The following is a 22,558-nucleotide window of genomic DNA, read 5'->3' on the forward strand; positions in this document are numbered from 1 at the left end:
CATGCAGATGCACTCTCTACCTAGTTGGAAATACTAGCTTGCGTTAAAAATCGTGCCATTTGCCCGTCAAATGTACCTTGCGCCTGCATAATCAACTCGCACACTTCACGCACAGCGCCTCTGCCGCCTTTTTTTTGCGTCACATAATGCGCGTGCTTCAGTAATAAATCTGGCGAATCTGGCACCGCAATCGCTAGGCCACAATTCAACATAGGCGGCAGGTCTACAACATCATCCCCCATAAAGGCACATTGTGCAGCTTCCAGCCCGCTCAGCTTAATTAAGTCCTGCAACGCCGCCAGTTTATCTTCTGCGCCTTGGTAAAAATGGGCAACGCCTGTGCTTTCAGCGCGCTTCTTAACGACTTCTGAAGTGCGTCCGGTAATAATTGCCAAATTAACGCCGGTTGCTTTCAACAGCTTCATCCCCAAACCATCATGTGCATGAAACGTCTTATATTCTTGACCATCATCCCCAATCGTCAGGCCACCATCAGTCATTACGCCATCCACATCCAATACCAACAATCGAATATTCTTCAATCGCTCAGTTAGGGCTATATTATTTTGTGACACACTCACCTAAACCACCTTTGCCAATAACAAATCATGCATATTCAATGCACCGACCAAATAACCGCCATCATCCACAACTAACAATCCATTGATTTTGCGCTGCTCCATCACCTCAACCCCAGCAATAGCAAGCTGATCCTGATGAATCGTGCTTGGATTTGAATGCATCACATCGAGAATCTTGGAGGTCATCACATTGATATTTTGCTCAAAAGCACGCCTTAAATCCCCATCCGTAAAGATACCAATCGGTTTCCGTTCCGCATCGATAACTGCTGTTAGCCCTAAGCCTTTGCGTGACATCTCAAGCAAAGCCTCAGCTAAACTAGCCTGCTCAGACACATGAGGCACATCATCACCCGTGCGCATCAAGTCACTCACTCTCACCAATAGACGACGCCCTAAACTACCTCCAGGATGCGACCGCGCAAAATCTTCAGCGGTGAAGTCACGTAAATCCAGCACGCAAAGCGCCAAGGCATCGCCTAGCGCTAACGCAACGGTAGTACTTGAAGTTGGCGCCAAGCCTAGAGGGCAAGCCTCTTTACTCACATGCGCACTTAAATGGATATCCGCGGCTGCGGCCAAGCTTGATGCATCATTTCCAGTAATAGCAATAATGCTCGCACCCAATCGCTTTAGCGGGGGAAGAATAGCTAGAATCTCATCGCTCTCACCTGAGTTAGAAAGCGCAATCACGACATCCCCTGCGGTAATCATACCCAAATCACCATGGCTCGCTTCCGCTGGATGCATAAAGAAAGCAGGCGTTCCAGTGCTGGCCAGTGTAGAGGCAATTTTACCGCCGATATGACCAGACTTACCCATTCCGCTCACGACCACACGCCCTTTGCACTGCAAAATCAAGGACACCGCTTCACTAAAGCGATGGTCCAAACGCTGTGCTAACGCATCTATTTCGCTTGATTCCAGCTGCAGAATCTCTTTTGCCAGTGCGAGCGTTTGTGTTTGATCTACCGATTGCGGTCCACGCGACACATGTGACGCTTTAATCTGTGATGTCTGCACCATAAATTATTTACACTCAAATTTTATCTACACTTTAATCATCAATTAAATAACTTTTTAACAATTAAAGCATTAAGCAACTAGTATAAAAGGGAATGCTTGAGTGATAAAGCCTAAAGCATGATGAATATGGGAATATTGCCAAAAATAACTAAAAAAAACTCACCTCGGGCATAGTTTTTGCTATCGGCCCAGATTATTTACAAAAAATTACGTAAAATCGACTAAGATATTTCTAGTTTTGATGTGCTTTATGAAACAATAGATAAACTAACAATTCAATAATAAAAATCAGCTTCCTATAAAGACAATATGTCAGGCACACTTCCTTTAATTCTAATGCTGCTCATCAGCTCAGTGCTTGCTGTTGCGCTTTTCCGCAAGCTACAGCTGCCCGCCATGCTGGCTTATTTCTTAGTAGGCCTAGCACTAGGGCCACACACCTTTGGCGTGCTGCCGGATGACGAAGCGAGCCGTGAGTTTGCCGAATTCGGCATTGTATTTCTCATGTTTAGTATCGGCTTAGAATTCAGCCTACCTCAGCTATACGCAATGCGTACAAAAGTACTAGGCCTAGGCGGTGCGCAGGTATTTATTACCCTAGCACTCACCATGTGCATCGCCAAATTAGTCGGGGTCAGCTGGCCAGCAGCTTTTGTGATAGGTGCTGCACTCACCATGTCATCCACTGCGATTGTTTCAAAAATTCTAGCTGAGCGTATTGACCTAAATTCAAGACACGGTCGCTTAAGTATCGGTGTATTACTGTTTCAGGACATTATCGTTGTACCGGTTTTAGTGTTAATCCCTGCACTTGGTGCGGCAAATGCCAATCTATTTGATGTACTTGGGCTAGCCACGCTTAAAGCGATTGGCATGCTGCTATTCCTATTCACCGTAGGTAAATGGCTGATCAACCCCTTGTTTAATCTGGTTGCCAGCCAGCGTTCTCGCGAACTATTTGTGATGAACGTGCTAATGGTCACTTTATTGGTAGCATTCGCCACCAAAACAGCCGGCTTATCTTACGCATTAGGTGCGTTTGTCGCGGGCATGCTGATTTCCGAAACCAAATATCGCTACCAAGTGGAATCTGATATCGGACCATTCCGCGACATATTGTTAGGACTATTTTTCATTAGCGTAGGGATGCTGCTCAATCTTACGGAAATTATTAACCATATCGGCGTAATACTACTCACTCTGTTTGGATTCATTTTATTCAAAGCTGTGATTGTGACCGCAGTGGTTCGATTCGTTAAATACGAAATCGGCGTAGCAATACGTACCGGCATCATTCTGGCGCAGGCGGGGGAGTTCGGCTTTGTGATTCTGGCTTTAGGCGCAGAACAAAAACTGATTGAAGGCCCTGCACTGCAAATAACTTTAGCCGCGGCTCTGCTTTCAATGGTAATTGCCCCATTTCTTATTCAATATAATGGCCGCATTGCCCGCCGCCTAGCTCGCAGCTACACCCGCAACAGCGGCCAAATCATAGAAGAGATTGGTGAGGGCAGCAAACACCTACATAACCATGTAGTGATTTGCGGATACGGACGTAGCGGCCAATACCTCGGACGCTTTCTAAAAGAGGAAAACATCCCTTATGTGGCATTGGATATTGACCCATCCAGGGTTTTAGACGCCGCTGCTGCTGGTGAAAACGTGATGTTTGGCGACGCTGCCAGACGTGTCGTGCTAGAAGCTGCCGGTGCAGCTAGAGCCAAAGCCCTCATCATCAGCTACGCCGACAACCGCGCTGCGATGAAGATTTTGCATATTGCACAAGAAAACTACCCACAGCTACCGGTCATCGTCCGCACTGTAGATGACTCCAATATGGAAATTCTGCGTGAGGCTGGTGCAACAGAGGTCGTGCCAGAGATTTTAGAGGGCAGCTTAATGCTAGCTTCTCATGCATTGATGCTGCTTGGGGTACCGCTAAACCGCGTCGTTAAGCGCATTAGAATGTTTCGTGAAGAGCGCTACAGCATGTTTAAAGGCTACTTTCACGGTATTTCAGATACTGAAAACGAAGGTATTGCTAACCAAGAAGCCAGGCTTCACTCCGTCATTATCACCGCAGGGGCTTATGCTATCGGCAGGCGCCTTGACGATATGCAACTGGATAGCTTTGATGTCAGCATTAAAAACATTCGCCGCCCCAACGCGAAAGGTGCTCCCATGTCTAACGAAAGCTCGCTCGCTGAAGGCGACGTGGTCGTGCTACTAGGCCAGCCGACTGGCTTAACCAACGCCGAAAATGCATTATTAATGGGCCGTGTCGCGAATAAATAAAGGTTTAAAGATAGAGGATTTAATGTCTAAACAACATACCATGATTATCGGCGGCGGCATTGTAGGCTGCATGACCGCAATGGAGCTGATTAAGCGCGGTCACCGCGTCACTATTGTTGAGCGCAACCAAATCGCCAGCCAAACTTCGGGCGAATCATCATGGGCAGGCGGCGGCATTATTTTTCCACTATTACCATGGCTATATTCTGAAGCGGTCAACACCTTAACGCATAACAGCGCTAATTTTTACCGCTCGTTATCTCAACAACTAGAGCGTGAAACAGGCTTTCCATCGGACTTTGCACAGACTGGCTTTTTACTGCTACCGAAATTTGACCTGAACGCGGCAGAAACATGGTGCGCGCAGAATCAACTCAGCTTTCAACCTGTGAAGGCGGCAGCTTTTGGCGTGCAATCGCCAAGCGGTGAAGATGCGCTATGGCTGCCTACCGTATGCCAAATACGCCCACCCTACTTAATGCAAGGTTTGCGTAAATGGCTAGATCAACACAACGTGACTATGCTCGAGCATACACAGCTTGTGCCGCTAGAAGAAACACAAGAACTAAACGAGTGGCAAACCACAAACGGCGAAAAACTCAGCGCCGATCAATTTGTGGTCACCTCTGGTGCATGGAGTTTTGATTTGCTGAAACAGACCAGTGCAAAACTCAACATCAAGCCAATGCGCGGGCAAATCCTGCTTTACAAACCGACTAACAATCTAGAGCAAATGGTATATAGAGAAGGCTTCTATATGATTCCCCGCTTAGATGGCCACCTATTAGCCGGCAGCACACTGGAAGATGTTGGCTTTGATAGCGGGGTAACAGAAGACGTACGCGAAGAGCTGCGAATGAAGGCCGAAACCATTATGCCCGAACTAAAAGGTCAGCCCATTATTAAGCACTGGAGCGGCTTACGCCCAGGCACCCCTGAGAACCTTCCCACCATAGGCGCTCATCCAACTATCAAAAATCTGTTTTTAAACACTGGCCATTTTAGATACGGACTTACCATGGCGCCAGCTAGTGCGAAGTTAATCGCGGCAATTATGTCAGAAGAAAAGCCAAGCATAGACGCAACACCTTATGCATGTGCCCACTAGCATTAAACAAACTATCCAAGCCTTGTTGATGATGCAGTGATACAAAGATCAACTCACAAATATATATGATTTCTTTTCAGTAATTTGGCGTATTTACCTATACGTAAATTTTAAGCGTTGGTAAAATAGTGCTGATAATACAAGGCTTTTCACGGATGAAAAGCCAGCAAGTAAATTAGGACAGAACATGCTGCTAATGATCGACAACTATGACTCATTCACCTACAACCTGGTGCAATACTTAGGTGAGCTTGGCCAAGAGGTATTGGTCTACCGTAATGATGAAATTGATTTAGCTAAAGTGAGAGAGCTGAAGCCTGACCATATTGTGATTTCACCAGGCCCATGTACACCCAACGAGGCTGGCATTAGCGTACCGTTAATCAAGGAATTTGCTGGCAAAATACCTTTACTAGGTGTTTGCTTAGGTCATCAAAGTATTGGTCAGGCGTTCGGTGGCAATATCATCCATGCCAAACAATTAATGCATGGCAAAACCTCGCTCATCAATCATCATGATATTGGTGTATTTAAAGGGCTCCCTAACCCATACACTGCGACCCGCTATCACTCCTTAGTCATTGAAAAAGAAACATTGCCTGATTGCTTGGAAATCACAGCATGGACAGATGATGGCGAGATCATGGGTGTACGTCATAAAACACTTGCGGTTGAAGGTGTACAGTTCCATCCTGAGTCTATCCTTACCGAACATGGGCACGCGCTTTTAAATAACTTCTTGAAAGCTTAATCCAATGAGTTATGCGCAAACGCTGAACCTGTTAATCAAGGGCGAACACTTAAGCTTTGAGGCGATGCAAAGCTTAATGCATCAAGTCATGGCTGGCGAACTAACCCCCGCACAGATTGCTGGTATATTAGTCGCGTTACGCATTAAAGGCGAAACGGTAGATGAGATTGCCGCCGCTGCCAGCGTGATGCGTGCGCTTTCAACCAAAGTGAATATTCAAGATGCCAATCATCTAGTGGACACCTGTGGTACAGGTGGTGATGGCATACAAACCTTTAACATTTCGACCGTCAGTGCGTTCGTTGCGGCAGCAGCTGGGGCAAAAGTCGCTAAACATGGTGGCCGCTCAGTGTCTTCCACTTGCGGCAGCGCAGATGTATTAGAGGCACTAGGCGTGAACGTCAACCTAAGCCCCGAGCAAGTGGCTAGTTCAGTTAATCAAGTGGGTCTAGGATTTATGTTCGCGCCGAATCACCATAGCGCAATGAAACATGCGGCACCAGTGCGTCGCGAGCTTGGTATTCGCACCCTGTTCAATTTACTCGGCCCTTTAACCAACCCGGCCAGCGCTAAGCGTCAGGTCATGGGGGTGTTCTCAGCAGACCTAACAGCTAAATTAGCACATGTGCTCAAACAACTAGGTAGCGAGCATGTCATGGTGGTGTGCGGCGCGGACGGCATGGATGAGATCTCGTTTACAGGTGACAGCCATGTGGCTGAACTTAAAAATGGCGAGGTACGTGAATACACGGTTAATCCAACCCAATTTGGTTTAGATTTACACGACCTAAGTAGCATCAAAGTAAATGACGCACAAGAATCTAAGGACATGATTCTGAACTTACTTGCGGGTAAAACTGGCCCAGCCAGAGATATTGTTTTACTGAATGCAGGAGCTGCTATTTATGTTTCAGGCATCGCATCTACGCTAGCAGATGGCATTAAAGCTGCAGCAAGCATGCTAGATAGCGGAAAAGCAATGCAAAAACTACAGGCTCTCATCAGCACGACAAACACATGAGAGTTGATGCTACACACTGGCTCGTCGCACTTGGTCTAGCATTTACTTTATGTGCCTGTAATCAGCCCAATGCCAGCAGTACCCAGCAGCTTCAGGTTACCGAACATACAGACCCAACTGCGGCCAGCAATGCCAGCATTGAACAAGCGTTTGCTGCAAAATTAAGCGATGTACAAGTCACTGGTACTGGCGTGATTGTAAAACTGTTGCCCGATGATAACAAAGACGCCAAACACCAAAAGTTTCTGGTTAAAATCAACGCCAAACAAACTTTGCTATTTGCGCACAATATAGACATTGCACCTAGAGTACCTGTACAAGTGGGCGATACAATTTCGTTTAATGGTGAGTATGTATATAATCCAAAGGGCGGGGTGATACACTGGACCCATCACGCGCCACGCGCTGACCATGAAGCCGGATGGGTGATGCACAACAACCAGAAATACCAATAAAGACGCGTAGTAAGATTACTCTTATGCGAATTCATTTATCAATGTAATAGCGAAAACATATGTCAGACATTCTAAATAAAATCATTGCAACGAAAACGCTAGAGGTTGCCGCCGCAAAAATCAAAAAACCATTAGATGTCCTACAGACAGAAGCCGCAGCTGCAATTACAGTAAGGGACTTTGTCGGTAGCATACGGACAAAAATTGCCAATCGCCAAGCTGCGGTGATTGCTGAGATCAAAAAAGCTAGCCCATCTAAAGGCGTGATACGTGCAGATTTTAAACCAGCCGAGATTGCAACAAGCTATGAACAAGGCGGCGCGGCATGTTTGTCAGTACTTACTGACGTAGAGTATTTTCAAGGCTCACCAGATTATTTAATACAGGCACGTGCCGCGTGTCAGTTACCCGTACTACGCAAAGACTTTATGATAGACCCATACCAAGTTTACGAAGCGCGTGCGATGGGAGCTGACTGCATTCTGCTGATTGCTGCCGCAATCGACTTAGCCAAAATGCGTGAACTAGAATCAATTGCTCACAGCCTAGGCATGGCAGTTTTAGTAGAGGTCCACAACGGTGAGGAATTAGACCTTGCGCTGCAACTCGACACCCCACTACTTGGCATTAATAACCGCAATCTGCGTACATTTGATGTCACGTTAGATACGACTCTAGGCCTACTAGCGCGAATCCCAGAAGGCAAAATCGTCGTCACTGAGTCTGGCATTTTCACCCAGGAAGACGTTGCACTGATGCGTAACAATCATGTACACACGTTCTTGGTTGGGGAAGCATTTATGCGCCAGCCAGAACCTGGTGTTGAGCTTGCAAAAGTGTTTGCTTAAGCCCAGCATTCAGGGTCAACAAAGAACACCTGCCAAACACTGATGACAAAGTCACTTTTCACTGAGGTTTAATCATGAGCTACCCTTATTCTCGTCCACGTCGCATGCGTAAAGATGCATTTTCACGCCGCTTGATGCGTGAAAATATACTGACAAGCAACGACTTAATTTATCCAGTGTTTGTGTTAGATGGTGAAAACCGCATTGAAGAAGTAACCTCCATGCCAGGCGTAAAGCGCCAAAGTATTGATGTATTGCTTAAGACCGCTGGCGAGTGTGTGGCATTGGGGATTCCCGCCATCGCCTTGTTTCCGGTGGTTGATGCACAATTTAAAAGTCTGGATGCAGAAGAGGCCTATAACCCAGAGGGTTTGGTACAACGTACCGTGATTGCGCTGAAGGCAGCCTACCCTGAACTGGGGGTGATTACAGATGTTGCTTTAGATCCATACACGACGCATGGGCAAGATGGTCTGATTGATGACTCAGGCTATGTGCTTAATGACGAGACGATTGACGTCTTAGTCAAACAAGCCATCTCACATGCTAATGCAGGTGCGGATGTTGTAGCCCCTAGTGACATGATGGATGGTCGCATTGGCCAGATTCGCGAAGCATTAGAAAGCACGCGAAACATCCATACAAAAATTTTAGCCTATTCTGCTAAATACGCCTCTGCATTTTATGGGCCGTTTCGTGATGCAGTTGGCTCTGCTGCCAACTTAGGCAAAAGCAATAAATACACTTACCAAATGGATCCTGCCAATAGCGATGAAGCGATGCAAGAAGTTGCGTTGGATATTTCAGAAGGTGCAGACATGGTGATGGTTAAGCCAGGTATGCCGTATTTAGACATTGTACGCCGGGTTAAAGATGAGTTTGGCGTACCTACATTTGCATACCAAGTTAGCGGTGAGTATGCAATGCTAAAAGCAGCAGCCCAGAATGGCTGGCTGGATGAGAAAGCATGCGTGCTGGAAAGTTTGCTCGCATTCAAACGTGCGGGCGCTGATGGCATTTTGACTTACTTTGCCATGGATGTTGCTCGCTGGCTCAAGGACTAGCAACTTTCCTAAAAACTTACCATTTCAAACGCTAGCAATTTGAATGTCCAGCATCTTAAAAACTAGCAACGATAAAAAACTAGTAACTTCAATCATCAGAGTTAAGTAAACGCCACATAGTAAGCGCTTACTTAATCTGCGGCAATCAAAGCCTTTAATCCGTCGATGCCTATCCGTTCAGCGTTACTGCCATCGGTTGCACGCTTGGTCGGCACACGAATATCATCTACCTCAAACACACTGAGCTTAATCAGCCCAGTATCCATTTCTAATGTAAATACAGGCACGGTTTTACGACCATCGCCTCTTTTATCACGCTTACCATCATTCATGATGCGATAAGATTTCTCATTTACATCAAATGGAATTTGCTGGTTAAGCAGAAACATTTCCACTTCTTTAATACTGTCTGCAAATAAATGAATATGGGTTTCTGACAGTAACCCTGCCGTACCATCTAATACCACACCAGTCAATTGTGGGTTAAATTTCTCAAGCATCTGCATTGTAAATAGCGCATTCTTGCGTAAGTCACGCAAGTTTTCTGGCTGCTCTTCACTTAAAAACAAGGCGTTATAAAGTTTAAGTTCCTCCTCAACCTCAGTGTTAGAGGGCAAACTGCCACTATCTAATGCGCCTAATTGCCGCCCAGCTTTCTTTTTGGCATAGGCGTAGTCTGAAATGCCATCCTCTGCCATCATGCGCGCGGCCTGCTGTGCAACTAACTGACGGATGTGTTGTGAGTTTTCTTTTGCCATTATTTTATAAACGCTATCGTGAGCATAATTACCATCACAATAATGAACCATACATCCTAGCGGATTTGGTAACATCATCATGGCATGGCCTGCTCATCATTTAATGCTAAAAATTTGGAATGCTTAACCCTTGATTTTAACGTCTAATTGCTTAAGTTTCCGGTACAGATGTGTACGCTCCAGCCCAGAAACCTCAGCCAGTTTATTCATATTTCCCGCAACAGATTTAATGTGATAATTAAAATAAAGTCGCTCGAACTCATCACGGGCCTCACGTAAAGGCTGGTTAAGATTAGCCTCTAATTCAGAGGGGGCGCGTGTTGCACCATTCACTGCAGTCGTCATCGACACCTTAGCATCAGGTTGCTGCCCAAGCTCAAACTGATGCATAACTCGATTCACATCGTCTAAAGTAATCTTATCGCCCAAGCTGGTCTGAATCAGATTACGTACAACCGCATCCAATTGTGCAATATCTCCAGGCCAATTGGCGTTACGTAGGGCATTTAATGCAGCAATATCAAACTCACGGTAAGCTACATTGGCTAGCTCAAACTGCAAATTGGCAATCGTCACCACTAAATCAGGAATATCTTCCTTGTGCTCTTCTAATGCAGGCACCCTTAAGGAAACAGCCGATAAAATTTGCAACAGGTTGTGATCAAACAGGCCTTCGGCCTGTAACTTCTGTAAGTTGTGGCTAGTGCCGCAAATGACGCGCACATTATATTTCTCAGCTTTTGTAATCAAAAGCAACAAGCCTTTTTGTTCGGTTTTATTGAGCTCTGCAATTTCAGGCAGATATACCACGCCATCATTGGCAGAAGCTAGTACATCTAGCGGCGCCGTCACAAGCTGGCTGTATTCAACCAGCTCTAGCCATGGCGTATTTGCATTATGCAAAAATCGTGCGCATAACTCAGCACCGCATCCAACCGGGCCAATCAACAAAACCGGACTAGGCGCATCAGTCGAGCTCGCGGCAATTTTATCTAGGCGCTCTTTTAAAGCCACAACAATTGGGCTTTTGCCCAAACTAATCAAATTCATTTCTGACTTTGGTAGCTGCTCACTATGCTTTAATGCAGTAGCTACTGTTTTAAGTAGTTTTTGTAGCGCAATCGGCTTTTCTAAAAAATCAAATGCACCAATACGCGTTGCCTCCACCGCAGTATCAATTGTGCCGTGCCCAGACATCATCACGACAGGCATCGTGAGCAGGCCGCCATTTGCCCACTCTTTTAGCAAACTTATGCCGTCGCAGTCAGGCATCCATATATCGAGCAGCACCACATCCGGGCGCTCATGCAAACGCATAGCGCGTGCGGCTGCGGCATTTTCCGCCAACTGTACGTGGTATCCCTCATCTTGCAAAATATCACGCAATAGTTCGCGTATCCCTATTTCATCGTCAATCACTAAAATATGTTTTGATGCCATACGATTCGTTTAATTAATCAGTGTGTTGTTTAATTGAGTAATAGTGGGATGCTAATCGTAATGATAGCACCGGCGCTATTTGCTTCGTCAGATAATACATTTTCAATTTTAATATTTCCCTTATGTTCCTCGATAATTTTTTTAACAATCGCCAAGCCCAGGCCCGTACCGTGCGGCTTGGTGGTCATGTAAGGTTCAAACACGTGCAACATCATCTCAGCCGGAAAGCCGCCGCCATTATCTTGCACGGTTAATACCAACATACCGTCATCCACAGAGGTTGTAATCTGAATCAGTGGTGTCGATGCAGCAGATAACGCATCCTGCGCATTCTGCATGAGGTTATGTAGCACTTGTCGCAACATCGTGCTATCCCCCTTAATCAGGCCAGCTTTGTTTGTAAGCACTAACTTCACATTTATTTTTGGCACATCATAAAAAGAAACAATCTCTCGAATTAATGCATTAAGGTCTAGGTTTTCCAGATGAGGTGTTGGTGAGCGCGCATACTCGCTAAACTCATTCACCATTTTCTTCAGTGCATCCACTTGGTTCACAATCGTTTCAGTAGAGCGCTGCAAAATCTCAGCATCTGCCTCTTCTAATTTATTGTGTAGCTTGTGTGCCATCCGCTCCGCAGACAACTGAATCGGCGTAAGAGGGTTCTTAATTTCGTGTGCTAATCGGCGCGCCACTTCACCCCATGCCGCATCGCGTTGCGCTTGAACCATTGCGGTAGCATCATCAAACACAGCCACATAGCCACCATCTGGCAGACGCGTTCCTCGCAATGTAATGATTTTTTTACCGTGCGCAGTCGCTAACTCTATCTGTGCTTGCACTTCTTCTTTTTGCGCGCTCTTCTGCGGGTTTTCCTGCTGAATACTATCCGCAATGGTCTGGAAAAAGTTTGCTAGGTTGGGCTGCTTTTCTATGATTTTCTCTGGCGTGAACCCAACATAGCTTTCGAGAGAAACACCCAGTATATTGACGGTCGCTTCATTAAACGTACGTAACTCACTCCGCTCATTGAGCGCCAGAACACCCGAAGACAAATGTGCCAGAATCGTTTCTAAATAACCTCGAGCAGCCTCAACGCGGGCGCGGTTTCTATCAGCCGCTTTCGTTGCATCACCTAATTGCTGCGTCATGCTATTAAATGACTGCACCAGCACACCTAGCTCATCTTTACCATGTGCGGGCAACATGGTGCTGTAATCTCCACTAGCAATTGCCTTAGTGCCCTCTGCCAACACCGTAAGTGGTGCAGATAATCGGCGACTCAACACAAAGGCAATCGCCACGGCGGTGAACATCGCCAGCATCATCACTAAGGTCAACGTCAGTGCAAACACTTCTCTTAACGCCGTTCGACTATAAGATAACTGTTGATAATCTTGATACACATCTTGCACAGCCTCAGCCGTTGTTGCTAGGGACTTCGGCACTGGCTGCAACAACTGCAAAATACGCATCTCACCCGAAATATCCTGCACACTGACTGGAATCAACACACGCAGATACAAACCTTTACCATTAATTGGCTCAATGTTGCCGTAGATACGCTGGCGCGCCTGCCTTAGTTGTGTCACGCTCGGCAAATCAGGCAAGAAACTGCTAGCGTCGCCGCTTGATACCGCCAGAATTCCGCCTTGCGGGGTAAACAATGCTGCGTCCTGAACCCCGCTCTTCTCGCGCAAATCGTTAAGCATGGAAAAATGCGTATTAGCAGGCTGGAACGCTAGGCTAGTCGCCATACTTTCGCCCTTTTCCTTCACATCAGCCAGCATAATTTCCAGCGCGGTTTGCCCGAGGTTCAGCCCACCCTCTAGTGCGGATTCCACTTTGACGTTAAACCATGACTCTATCGATCGCGTTAGAAAATTAACAGACACCAGATACACAATCAGGCCAGGAATAATCGCCATTAGTGCAAACGACCCTAACAGCCTAAGCGTAAAGCGACTCCCCATCACACGCTGACGGATATTACGGTACAAACTAAACAGCTGAACACCAATCAATACAACCAGCAATACCGCCAAGGCAATATTTAACGCAACTAACAGCGTATAGTGTTCGCCTGAGGCCGCCGTATTAGCACTTGCATTTGACAGCAAGTACAGTAGCAAGCCTCCTAATAATGCACTAGTAAATACAATGTATTTCATTTGAATAAATTAGGCGTCCACTCAAAACGTTGCGAACTGATTTTCCATTCGCTTGAAGTCATTCCTTCTATTTGCAACGCTTTAGGTAGTTTTTTCTGATCTAAGCGCATTAACAAAACCGCTTTATAACGCTCGCCCCGATCAACATCAGACTCTTGAAAAACCTTCATATCCTGAATAATCGACAAATCTTCAACAGCCTCGTCTAAAGTAGCATAGGCGCGCTGCTGATCATTACGCATCACAATATATTGGCGAGTAAGTGCGTGATAACTCAAGCTGACTTGCTGCACAATCGTGACAACCTCGTCATCAAACCAGTACTTTTTAGGTGTCAGTAACTGAAATTCAATCAAGAAATTAAACACGAATCCTTTAAGAATCGCCTTCTCTATTTCAGAACCAAAGTTGATTTCCGTATCAGCATTCAGTAAATAGTCATCTTCATAAACCGTTAAATTTGCACTTCTAAGACGCAAACTACTGCCCTCAGCAAACACTGAACCTGAAAACAACACCAACGCGACGATGCAAAAAATGACCTTAATTTTTTTGCAGCAATGCATAAAAGAAACCATCATGTGAGTTAGAAGGAAGGAGCTGACCTTGCATATGTGTAACATTTTGGTGCGTAGTATCAAGCATATGTTCAATTGGCAATTGGACCGCGTCTGCATTTTTCTGCAAGAACTGATCAATTTGACCTTGATTTTCTTCTTTAAAAACAGAGCAAGTAACGTAAAGCAATTTACCACCCTTTGCCAACATCTGCCATAACGTTGGCAAAATTTTAGCCTGTTGAGCAGCAAAGGATGCAATGTCAGCCTCTCGCCTTAGCCATTTGATGTCAACGTGACGCCTGACGATACCAGAGGCGGTACATGGCACATCTGCAAGAATTCTATCAAAAGGCAACCCGTCATGCCAATCCGTTGCGGCAGCATCGCCAACTAGCAGATTCGCTTTTAAATCAAGTCGTGCCAAATTGCTCTGCACCCTTTGCAAACGAGCCTCATCGCTATCTAAAGCCGTCATCTGCACATTCGCCAACTCTAAAATATGTCCGGTCTTTCCGCCTGGCGCACAGCACGCATCCAACACACGCATTCCATCCTGAACATCAATCAAATGCGCAGCTAATTGCGCACCATAGTCCTGCACGGAGACAACGCCATCAGTAAAACCCGGTATTTTTTCTACAGCAATAGGCTTAGTCAACACGACCGCCTGCGCACCAACCTGCACCGCATCAATTTCACTGCGCGCTAATAATTGTAAATAGTCCACAGCACTAATCTTTTGCACATTCACACGCAAACTCATGGGTGGATGCTGATTGCCTACCGTTAACATCCCCTGCCAATCGTCAGGATACTGAGTTCGCAATTTATTAACCCACCATTGCGGGTAAGAGTAATTCGCGACTTCATTCGCCTTGAACTTGGCCGCCAACTGCTCTTTTTGTCGTAAAAAGTTACGTAAAATTGCATTCACCAAGCCTTTTGCCCAAGCTTTGACTGGCGGTCTCTTCAGCTGGCTAACCGCATGCACGGCTTGATTCACCACCGTAAAGGCATCGGCTTTATCATGCGTTAACTGATAAATCGCTACCAACAATAAAGCATGGATACGCTCATCAACCAGTGGCTTTTCCAGCAACGCTCTCAAATAAGCATCGATTTCCCCATAGAAACGTAAGGTACCGTAACTTAAATCAGCCGCGGCACCTTTTTGTTGCGGCGTAGCATTAGGGAAGAGAGCCAACGCCGCAGGTAATGCAGTAGTAAGATTACGACCAGAAAATACTTGATGGACAGCATCGGCAGCGATTTGTTGAGAAATATACAAAATTAGTTTCTATTCATAATTGCTAAAACACTGATTTTACTTGATATCCACTCAATTAGGGTTAAGCTATTAATATGTTGTCATCTCACGGGGTGGCTCGTGCGTTATATGTTTTCGATACACAAGGAGCGATTCATGAACAAAACTAATATTTTAAAGCACTTTCTGATTGCCGGATTCATGCTTGCCTCCGCAAGCACCGCCTTTGCAGCTGATGTTGGAGTATCCATCAGCGTAGGTCAACCTGGATTTTACGGACAGATTGATATTGGTGACTACCCATATCCGCAACCGCGAGTAATCTACAGAGAACCCATCATTGTGCATCGCCACGTAGATGTGTATGAGCCTATGTATCTACGCGTTCCACCAGGACATTATAAAAATTGGAGACGTTACTGCAACCGATACAACGCCTGCGGTCGCCAAGTTTACTTCGTTCAAGACCGCTGGTATCGCGATGATTTCGCACCGAGGTATCGTGAGCGCCGCCATGGACACGGCGACTATGATGATTATGGTTACGACAGAGGCGGCAGAGACAGACATGATCATAGGCACGACAATCGCCACGGCAGAGGCAAGGGTAAAGATAAAGACAGAGACTAATTGAGATTAACGGAAGTCAGAACTCGTGTTTCCGGCTTCCGTTAAATGTCGGTTAATATTAATGCACTTAATGTCAGCCTGCGATGGCTGACAATCTTAAACCTACTGACACGCTCAAAATAACTAGCCAATCAAATGGCCCAAGTGAGCGTTAGTAACGGCTTGTCATTGCCATCAGCCTTGCCACACGCTCTTCAGTTCTGGGGTGCGTACTAAATAGACGATCAAACGATATACCCGACAATGGATTAATAATCATCATCTGCGCAGTTTCAGGGTGAGCCTCTGCCGTTTGGTTTGTCACCTGATGTGCATAATGGTGAATTTTCTCCAATGCACTTGCCAACGCTTTTGGGTCACCACTAATCTCTGCACCGGCTTTATCTGCCTCAAACTCACGTGCGCGCGAAATAGCCATCTGAATCAACGATGCAGCCAGTGGTGCTAGTAGCATTACCAATATTCCAACCACTGGATTCACACTACGCTCTCCACTGTTATCGCGGCCTCCGCCTAATAGCATGCCAAACTGGGCAATAGAAGCAATTGCACCAGCTACAGTTGCTGAGATTGTTGAAATTAAAGTATCTCGGTTCTTCACATGCGCAAGCTCATGCGCCATCACACCACGCAACTCTCTTTCGCTCAAAATCTGCATAATACCGGCCGTCGCCGCCACAGCAGCATTTTCTGGGTTACGTCCAGTAGCAAAAGCATTGGGCTGCGACTCATTAATCACATAGACTTTAGGCATCGGCAGCTGTGCATTTTCTGCTAACTGCCGCACCATTTGATAATAATGACGAAACTGCAGATTATCCGCAGTCACCTCCTGCGCACCATACATCTTCAGCACGGCTTTATCTGAGAACCAGTACGCATAGATATTCATCGCGCCGGCAAGTAACAACGCAATCATCATACCGCCAGCGCCGCCTATGGCCGCACCAACCATACCGAACAAGGCAACAATAGCTGCCATTAAGACCGCTGTTTTTAACCAATTTCCTAGCATGTTTTCATCCTCATTTTATGCACTCATGTTACATAAAGTGGTGACACCCCTCAAAAGTTCAACCCTCCTTAGGGACTTGTCAATCGAGGGCACTTGTAAATCGGTCGCCCGCTTTTAATGCATGCCCTTGTATAAACACTTGAGCACTTAAACGCTTACCGCCAGGGGCCTGAAGCTCAGCAATGCGTAGCACACCTTCGCCGCATGCGACTAAAACCCCATCATGCACATCTAGCACCTCACCAGGGATCGCATTAAGCAAGCGCTCGGCACTAATCACTTCAGGGGCTGTGGTCGCCATCCAGATACGACAAACCTCACCGCGCAAAACACTCTGTGCCACCGGAAATGGATTAAACGCACGCACTTGCCTTGATATCTCAACCGCACTTTTTCGCCAGTCAATCGCAGATTCCGCTTTCTCTAACTTATGTGCATAGGTCACTAAAGCTTCATCTTGCGGCGTACTGGCTAAATGCCCGGTTTGGGTTAATACATGCATCGCATCTACCATCAAACTCGCTCCAATAGCTGCCAATGCATCATGCAGGCCCTGCGTAGTATCCGTTTCAGTAATCGGCACAACCCCTTTGCTCACCATGGCCCCAGCGTCTAACGCAGGCACAACCTCCATGATTGTCACGCCAGTTTCGGCATCGCCAGCCAATATCGAACGATGTATAGGTGCAGCGCCACGCCAGCGCGGCAGCAATGAAGCATGAATGTTATAACAGCCATGTTTTGGCATACGCAACACAACCGTTGGGATAATTAACCCATACGCAGCAACAATCATCACATCCGCATTCGTTTGCGCAATTCTCGCTTGAACAGCTTCATCCTTTAATGTTTGCGGCTGAAACACAAATAATTGATGCTGCTCTGCCAGCACCTTAACGGGGCTCGCTTTTAGCTTCATACCACGACCCGCTGGACGGTCTGGCTGTGTTAACACCATGACAATCTCATGCCCAGCCGCAATCAGTGCGGCCAAAGCAGGCACTGCAAATTCGGGAGTCCCCGCAAAAATAATTTTCAACGCATTAACCTTTGATTGATCTATTTGCCGCGATGTTGCTTGAGCATTTTATTTTTAATTCTGTTGCGCTTAAGTGGGGATAAGTACTCCACAAACACCTTACCAAGCAGATGGTCCATCTCATGTTGAATACACACACTTAACAAACCATGCGCTTCTAAAGTAAATTTCTTGCCATCTTTATCCAAAGCTTCAACTAAGATTTTTTCTGCACGCGTGACACTCTCATAGATGCCAGGCACCGACAAACACCCCTCTTCATATACTTGCTCACCATCACGCTCCAGTATTTTGGGATTAATAAACACTTGTAGCTGGTCTTTGGTTTCACTAGTATCCACTAGCAGCAACTGAATATGCTGATTAACCTGCGTTGCAGCCAACCCGATACCAGGCGCGGCATACATCGTTTCAGCCATATCATCGATTAGTCGGCGCACAGTCGCATTTACCTCTTTCACTGGCTTAGCCACCGTATGCAATCGAGGGTCAGGATAATTCAGGATATCTAAAATTGCCATAAAAACTCTTTAATATTCATATTCAAAAATTCGAAAAAACTCAAATCCAGAGCTTTTTCTATAAAAGCTTGATTCTTTAATGAATTACGTGATAAATTTAACGTAAATTCACGGTATGCGTAGCGCATTTTACACACCATCGCATGTCTTTAAATGCACTTTTGACCGAGGTCATTAACATATGTTTCGCAATATTATAACGCTGCTCATGTTTTGTTGCTTAAGCTTCAATCTAAATGCACAGGTAATTGCACTAAAAGAAGGCCATCCGGACCGCCACGTTGTTGTCAAAGGTGACACCTTATGGTGGATATCAGCCCGCTTTCTTAAAGACCCATGGTTGTGGCCAAAAGTTTGGCAATTAAACCGTAGCCAAATTAAAAACCCCCATTTAATTTACCCTGGCGATGTCATCGTACTAGATTTAAGTAGCGGGCAACCGCAACTCAAACTTTTACGCCAAACCATCACATTAGAGCCTGGTGTTGTTGTTGAGCCACTTGATCAAGCGGCTATTTCAACCATACCGCTCAACGTCATCACACCGTTTTTAAGCCAACCTCTGATTATAGAAAAAGACCAACTGGCCGAGTCGCCAAGAATCATTGCCGGACCGGACAATCGTGTCGTGTTAAGCACAGGCACACGCATCTATATTAATGAGATTGAAGAGGACTCTGACCTCAATTGGTTCATTTATCGCCCAGGAGACTCATTAATCGACCCGGACAGTAAAGAAGTGTTGGGTGTTGAAGCCACTTACTTAGGCGACCTCAGAGTTAAAAAGTTTGGTAAGCCTGCCACAGCAGAGGTAGTGAAAGCTAAAGAAGAAATTTTCGTAAAAGACAGACTGGTACCAAGTGGTGACGAAGTGATTACCAACTTTACCCCTCGTGCGCCAGAGACACAGATTAATGGCCGTTTGCTTAAAATTTATGGCGGCCTAGCTGAGGCTGGTCCAGAAAGTATCGTTTCCATTAACCGTGGTTCACAAGATGGTGTCGAGGTTGGACATGTGTTGGCAATCAGCCGCTACGGTCGAATCATCAAAGACCCTGAGCCAACAAAAGCAGATAAAGAAAAAGTATCGAAAGCCGAAGCAAATGCCAAGCCAAAACTAAAAGAGCTTAATTTTGATGTCTCCAGCGGAGAAGATGGCAAAGCTATTGTCAACTTTGAAAAAGAGAAAAAAGAAAGCACAGCAATAACGCTCGAACCAGGCTACATTAAACTGCCAGATGAGCGCGTAGGCTTAATGATGGTTTTCCGCGTGTTTGACCGAATCTCTTACGGATTAGTCATGCAAGCAAATGAGCCGATTAACACACTAGATTCTATACATAACCCATAGTTAGGCATGACGATTAATCGCGAAGAGATTGCGGAAAAATCGCTATGGGTGAGTCTGGGCAGCATTTCTGGTGTAGGCTCCCAGACCTACTGTAACTTGCTCAAAGCTTTTGGCAGCCCAGCTAACGTCTATGCTGCAAGCCTTTCACAACTAAAAGAAGTTGTTTCTGCAAACATTGCCAGCCTGATTAATAAGGGCTTTGACCAAGAGCGTTTCGACGATCTTGCACAATGGCTATCATCTCCTAACAATCATCTCGTCACACTGGCGGACATTGAGTATCCGCAATCCTTACTGGAAATCAGTGATCCGCCGCCCTATTTATACGCAAAAGGAAATTTAGCGCTACTGAATCAACCCAGTATCGCCATCGTTGGTAGCCGCAATGCATCCGTACAAGGTGAAAAGAACGCAGAAGCATTTGCGTATGACTTATGCCACCATGGCCTTTGTATTGTCAGTGGACTTGCATTAGGCATTGACGGTGCCGCACACCGAGGGGCACTTAAAGCAAATGGTGCAACAATCGCGGTAGTAGGGACTGGGCTAGATATCGTATATCCAGCAAAACATCGAGAACTCGCACACGAAATTGTTGAACACGGCTTGATTGTGTCTGAATTTGCATTAGGCACGCCATCTAAACCGCAGAATTTTCCAAAAAGAAACCGCATTATTAGCGGTCTAAGCCTAGGCTGCTTGGTAGTAGAGGCGAACATTCAAAGCGGCTCTCAAATCACCGCACGCATGGCAGCAGAGCAAGGCAGAGAAATTTTTGCAATGCCAGGCTCGATTCATTCCCCTATGTCTAAAGGCTGCCATCAGCTGATTAAACAGGGTGCAAAGCTAGTGGATTGCTTACAAGACATTACTGAAGAGTTGAAAATCCACACTCAGATCAACACCTCTTTATCAGCCACACCAGCAGACCACACGCCTGAACACCAGAAAACTGATAACGCCTCTACAAACTCATCAGAACGATTATTACTCGATACTATGGGCTTTGACCCAGCGCCTTTAGAGCGCCTAGTTACGTTAACAGGCTTGACGGTAGCCGAAGTTTCATCCATGCTAATGTTACTAGAGCTTGAAGGGAAAGTGACCAGTCTATCAGGAGGACAATATCAAAAAATTATGTAGTTTTTAATTTCAAATTTCAGTTAAACCATTTCATTTAAGTTAATCATTTAAAAAGGATAATAATTATGTTTGAAGCCTTGGTTTACATGTTCGAAAACTACATTGATACGCAATTTAGACCTGACAACAACACTTTAACAAGAGAGTTGTTTGCTGCAGGTTTTGACGAAGAAGACATTAATGGCGCTTGCGATTGGTTCAATCAGCTAGAATCCATGACCGGCAAGCCTGAGCTATTTCAAATGGCAGATGCAGCCAATAGCCGGGTGTTCACGGAAATAGAACTTAAGAAAATTTCAGGTGAAAGTATCGGCTTTATTTTATTTCTAGTACAAGCCAAGATACTGAATACATCACAACGAGAACTAGTATTAGAGCTCGCAATGAATCTACCGCAAGCCACGATTGGCATCGAAGAAATGCGCTGGATTGTACTGATGACGACATGGGGCGCTAGCAAATCTGGCCCAGATAAAACAAAAGAATATTTGTTTATTGAAGATGTGTTGCTCAGCGAGCAAAAACCGACATTACATTAACGCAAATACCATTAACTTAGACTCAAAGATTAAGCACTCATCATGGACAATCTTAAATAACAAGATGAGTGCAATCTTTAATCAAGCTCGGCCACCTAATAAGCTGTTTTAGTCTTGCAAGATGCTCTAGTCTTGAACATTCTCAATGATATTACTAATGATATTTGATTGGTTCAATGTATAGAAATGCAAACTCGGCACTCCCCAAGCTAACAAGGTTTCACACAATTCACTGACCACATCAACACCAAAAGCACGCAACGATACCATATCATCTCCATACTCTTCCAAGCGCATTTTTAGCCAACGTGGGATTTCAGCACCGCAAACACTAGAGAAGCGCGCTAACTGCGTGATGTTATATATCGGCATAATGCCAGGCACGATAGGTACATTGATGCCTAATGCGTCACATTGATCAACAAAGCGGAAATAAGCATCCGCATTATAGAAATACTGCGTAATCGCTGAGTTAGCACCCGCATCCACTTTTCGCTTCAAATTTAACAAGTCAGCCGCTGGTGTACGCGCCTCAGGATGAAACTCTGGGTACGCCGCCACTTCAATACTAAAGTGATCGCCAGTTTCTTCGCGAATAAATGCGACCAACTCCGAAGCGTATTTAAAATCACCAGCACTTACTTCACCCGATGGGATATCGCCCCTTAAAGCAACTAAGCGCTTAATGCCTTGTGCCTGATAAGCTAGCAACAAATCACGAATTTCTGACTTGCTAGATGATATGCAGGAAATATGCGGTGCGGACTGAAATCCTTCACGCTGAATTTCTAGCACTGTATCCATAGTTCTATCTCGCGTAGAACCACCAGCACCAAAGGTGACGGAAAAAAATTCTGGATTAAATTTCGCTAACTTGGCACGTGCTTCACGCAGTTTATCCATACCCTCTGTTGTTTTAGGTGGAAAAAACTCAAAACTAAGGTCGAACTTTTTAGCAGTCGGTTTCATTTCTAT

The 22,558-nt window shown here is 45.6% G+C and carries 22 protein-coding genes; 11 read left to right on the top strand and 11 right to left on the bottom strand.

What is annotated here, in order from left to right:
* Positions 1–20: 20 nt before the first annotated feature.
* Complete coding sequence (locus FG24_RS03155) at positions 21–581, bottom strand: KdsC family phosphatase (RefSeq protein WP_081880926.1); 561 nt, start codon at positions 579–581, stop codon at positions 21–23.
* Entirely contained in the window at positions 582–1,607 is a 1,026-nt protein-coding gene (locus tag FG24_RS03160) for a KpsF/GutQ family sugar-phosphate isomerase (RefSeq protein WP_051901409.1), read from the bottom strand.
* A 309-nt stretch (positions 1,608–1,916) separates the two neighbouring features.
* On the opposite strand from FG24_RS03160, the gene FG24_RS03165 reads away from it, so the two are divergent.
* The 7 genes from FG24_RS03165 (at position 1,917) to hemB (ending at position 9,149) form a co-directional block, all read left to right on the top strand.
* Positions 1,917–3,902 carry a cation:proton antiporter gene (locus tag FG24_RS03165; RefSeq protein WP_036300903.1) on the top strand — a complete coding sequence of 662 codons (1,986 nt, stop codon included), beginning with the start codon at positions 1,917–1,919 and terminating at the stop codon, positions 3,900–3,902.
* 10 nt (positions 3,903–3,912) lie between these two features.
* Positions 3,913–5,010: an NAD(P)/FAD-dependent oxidoreductase gene (locus tag FG24_RS03170; protein WP_369797040.1), complete on the top strand. Its 1,098-nt coding sequence runs from the start codon at positions 3,913–3,915 to the stop codon at positions 5,008–5,010.
* 187 nt (positions 5,011–5,197) lie between these two features.
* Positions 5,198–5,761, top strand: a complete 564-nt coding sequence (locus FG24_RS03175) for an anthranilate synthase component II (RefSeq protein WP_036300907.1) — start codon at positions 5,198–5,200, stop codon at positions 5,759–5,761.
* Between the two features lie 4 nt (positions 5,762–5,765).
* Positions 5,766–6,782: an anthranilate phosphoribosyltransferase gene (gene trpD, locus FG24_RS03180; RefSeq protein WP_036300909.1), complete on the top strand. Its 1,017-nt coding sequence runs from the start codon at positions 5,766–5,768 to the stop codon at positions 6,780–6,782.
* The gene (locus tag FG24_RS03185; protein ID WP_036300911.1) at positions 6,779–7,237 is read left to right on the top strand and encodes a DUF3465 domain-containing protein; all 459 of its coding nucleotides are present in this window, start codon (positions 6,779–6,781) and stop codon (positions 7,235–7,237) included. Before trpD ends, FG24_RS03185 begins: the two co-directional genes overlap by 4 nt.
* A gap of 59 nt (positions 7,238–7,296) precedes the next feature.
* The gene (gene trpC / locus FG24_RS03190) at positions 7,297–8,085 is read left to right on the top strand and encodes an indole-3-glycerol phosphate synthase TrpC (protein WP_036300913.1); all 789 of its coding nucleotides are present in this window, start codon (positions 7,297–7,299) and stop codon (positions 8,083–8,085) included.
* A 74-nt stretch (positions 8,086–8,159) separates the two neighbouring features.
* Positions 8,160–9,149 (top strand): porphobilinogen synthase, encoded by a 990-nt coding sequence (gene hemB / locus FG24_RS03195; RefSeq protein WP_036300915.1) that lies wholly within the window; start codon positions 8,160–8,162, stop codon positions 9,147–9,149.
* Between the two features lie 131 nt (positions 9,150–9,280).
* Here the strand turns inward: hemB and FG24_RS03200 are convergent, their stop codons facing one another.
* The 5 genes from FG24_RS03200 to rsmB all read right to left on the bottom strand — a co-directional run bounded on the left by FG24_RS03200 (position 9,281) and on the right by rsmB (position 15,366).
* A complete protein-coding gene (locus FG24_RS03200; RefSeq protein ID WP_036303903.1) occupies positions 9,281–9,907 on the bottom strand; it encodes a hypothetical protein in 627 nt (208 codons plus the stop codon).
* A gap of 123 nt (positions 9,908–10,030) precedes the next feature.
* Complete coding sequence (locus FG24_RS03205) at positions 10,031–11,347, bottom strand: sigma-54-dependent transcriptional regulator (protein WP_036300917.1); 1,317 nt, start codon at positions 11,345–11,347, stop codon at positions 10,031–10,033.
* Between the two features lie 29 nt (positions 11,348–11,376).
* Positions 11,377–13,518 carry a sensor histidine kinase gene (locus FG24_RS03210; RefSeq protein ID WP_036300918.1) on the bottom strand — a complete coding sequence of 714 codons (2,142 nt, stop codon included), beginning with the start codon at positions 13,516–13,518 and terminating at the stop codon, positions 11,377–11,379.
* Positions 13,515–14,084, bottom strand: a complete 570-nt coding sequence (locus tag FG24_RS03215; RefSeq protein ID WP_036300920.1) for a DUF4390 domain-containing protein — start codon at positions 14,082–14,084, stop codon at positions 13,515–13,517. The genes FG24_RS03210 and FG24_RS03215 overlap by 4 nt, the downstream gene beginning before the upstream one ends.
* Complete coding sequence (gene rsmB, locus FG24_RS03220) at positions 14,062–15,366, bottom strand: 16S rRNA (cytosine(967)-C(5))-methyltransferase RsmB (protein WP_036300921.1); 1,305 nt, start codon at positions 15,364–15,366, stop codon at positions 14,062–14,064. The genes FG24_RS03215 and rsmB overlap by 23 nt, the downstream gene beginning before the upstream one ends.
* 135 nt (positions 15,367–15,501) lie before the next feature.
* Here rsmB and FG24_RS12485 point away from each other — a divergent pair, with 135 nt between their 5' ends.
* The gene (locus FG24_RS12485) at positions 15,502–15,975 is read left to right on the top strand and encodes a hypothetical protein (protein WP_081880927.1); all 474 of its coding nucleotides are present in this window, start codon (positions 15,502–15,504) and stop codon (positions 15,973–15,975) included.
* Positions 15,976–16,126: 151 nt separating this feature from the next.
* On the opposite strand, the gene htpX is transcribed toward FG24_RS12485, so the two are convergent.
* From htpX to def, 3 genes are all read right to left on the bottom strand, one after another.
* Entirely contained in the window at positions 16,127–16,990 is an 864-nt protein-coding gene (gene htpX, locus FG24_RS03230; RefSeq protein ID WP_036300925.1) for a zinc metalloprotease HtpX, read from the bottom strand.
* Positions 16,991–17,069: 79 nt separating this feature from the next.
* Positions 17,070–18,029, bottom strand: a complete 960-nt coding sequence (fmt, locus tag FG24_RS03235; RefSeq protein WP_036300926.1) for a methionyl-tRNA formyltransferase — start codon at positions 18,027–18,029, stop codon at positions 17,070–17,072.
* A gap of 20 nt (positions 18,030–18,049) precedes the next feature.
* Complete coding sequence (gene def / locus FG24_RS03240) at positions 18,050–18,550, bottom strand: peptide deformylase (protein ID WP_019896944.1); 501 nt, start codon at positions 18,548–18,550, stop codon at positions 18,050–18,052.
* Positions 18,551–18,731: 181 nt separating this feature from the next.
* On the opposite strand from def, the gene FG24_RS03245 reads away from it, so the two are divergent.
* The 3 genes from FG24_RS03245 (at position 18,732) to FG24_RS03255 (ending at position 21,583) form a co-directional block, all read left to right on the top strand.
* Positions 18,732–19,901, top strand: coding sequence for a LysM peptidoglycan-binding domain-containing protein (locus FG24_RS03245; RefSeq protein ID WP_036300928.1), 1,170 nt, complete (start codon positions 18,732–18,734; stop codon positions 19,899–19,901).
* A 6-nt stretch (positions 19,902–19,907) separates the two neighbouring features.
* Positions 19,908–21,044: a DNA-processing protein DprA gene (gene dprA / locus FG24_RS03250; protein ID WP_036300929.1), complete on the top strand. Its 1,137-nt coding sequence runs from the start codon at positions 19,908–19,910 to the stop codon at positions 21,042–21,044.
* Positions 21,045–21,109: 65 nt separating this feature from the next.
* Positions 21,110–21,583 (top strand): DUF494 domain-containing protein, encoded by a 474-nt coding sequence (locus tag FG24_RS03255; protein WP_036300930.1) that lies wholly within the window; start codon positions 21,110–21,112, stop codon positions 21,581–21,583.
* Positions 21,584–21,709: 126 nt separating this feature from the next.
* On the opposite strand, the gene metF is transcribed toward FG24_RS03255, so the two are convergent.
* Positions 21,710–22,552, bottom strand: coding sequence for a methylenetetrahydrofolate reductase [NAD(P)H] (gene metF / locus FG24_RS03260; protein WP_036300932.1), 843 nt, complete (start codon positions 22,550–22,552; stop codon positions 21,710–21,712).
* Positions 22,553–22,558: the final 6 nt, after the last annotated feature.

This window comes from Methylotenera sp. L2L1 (assembly GCF_000744605.1).
Classification (GTDB): domain Bacteria; phylum Pseudomonadota; class Gammaproteobacteria; order Burkholderiales; family Methylophilaceae; genus Methylotenera.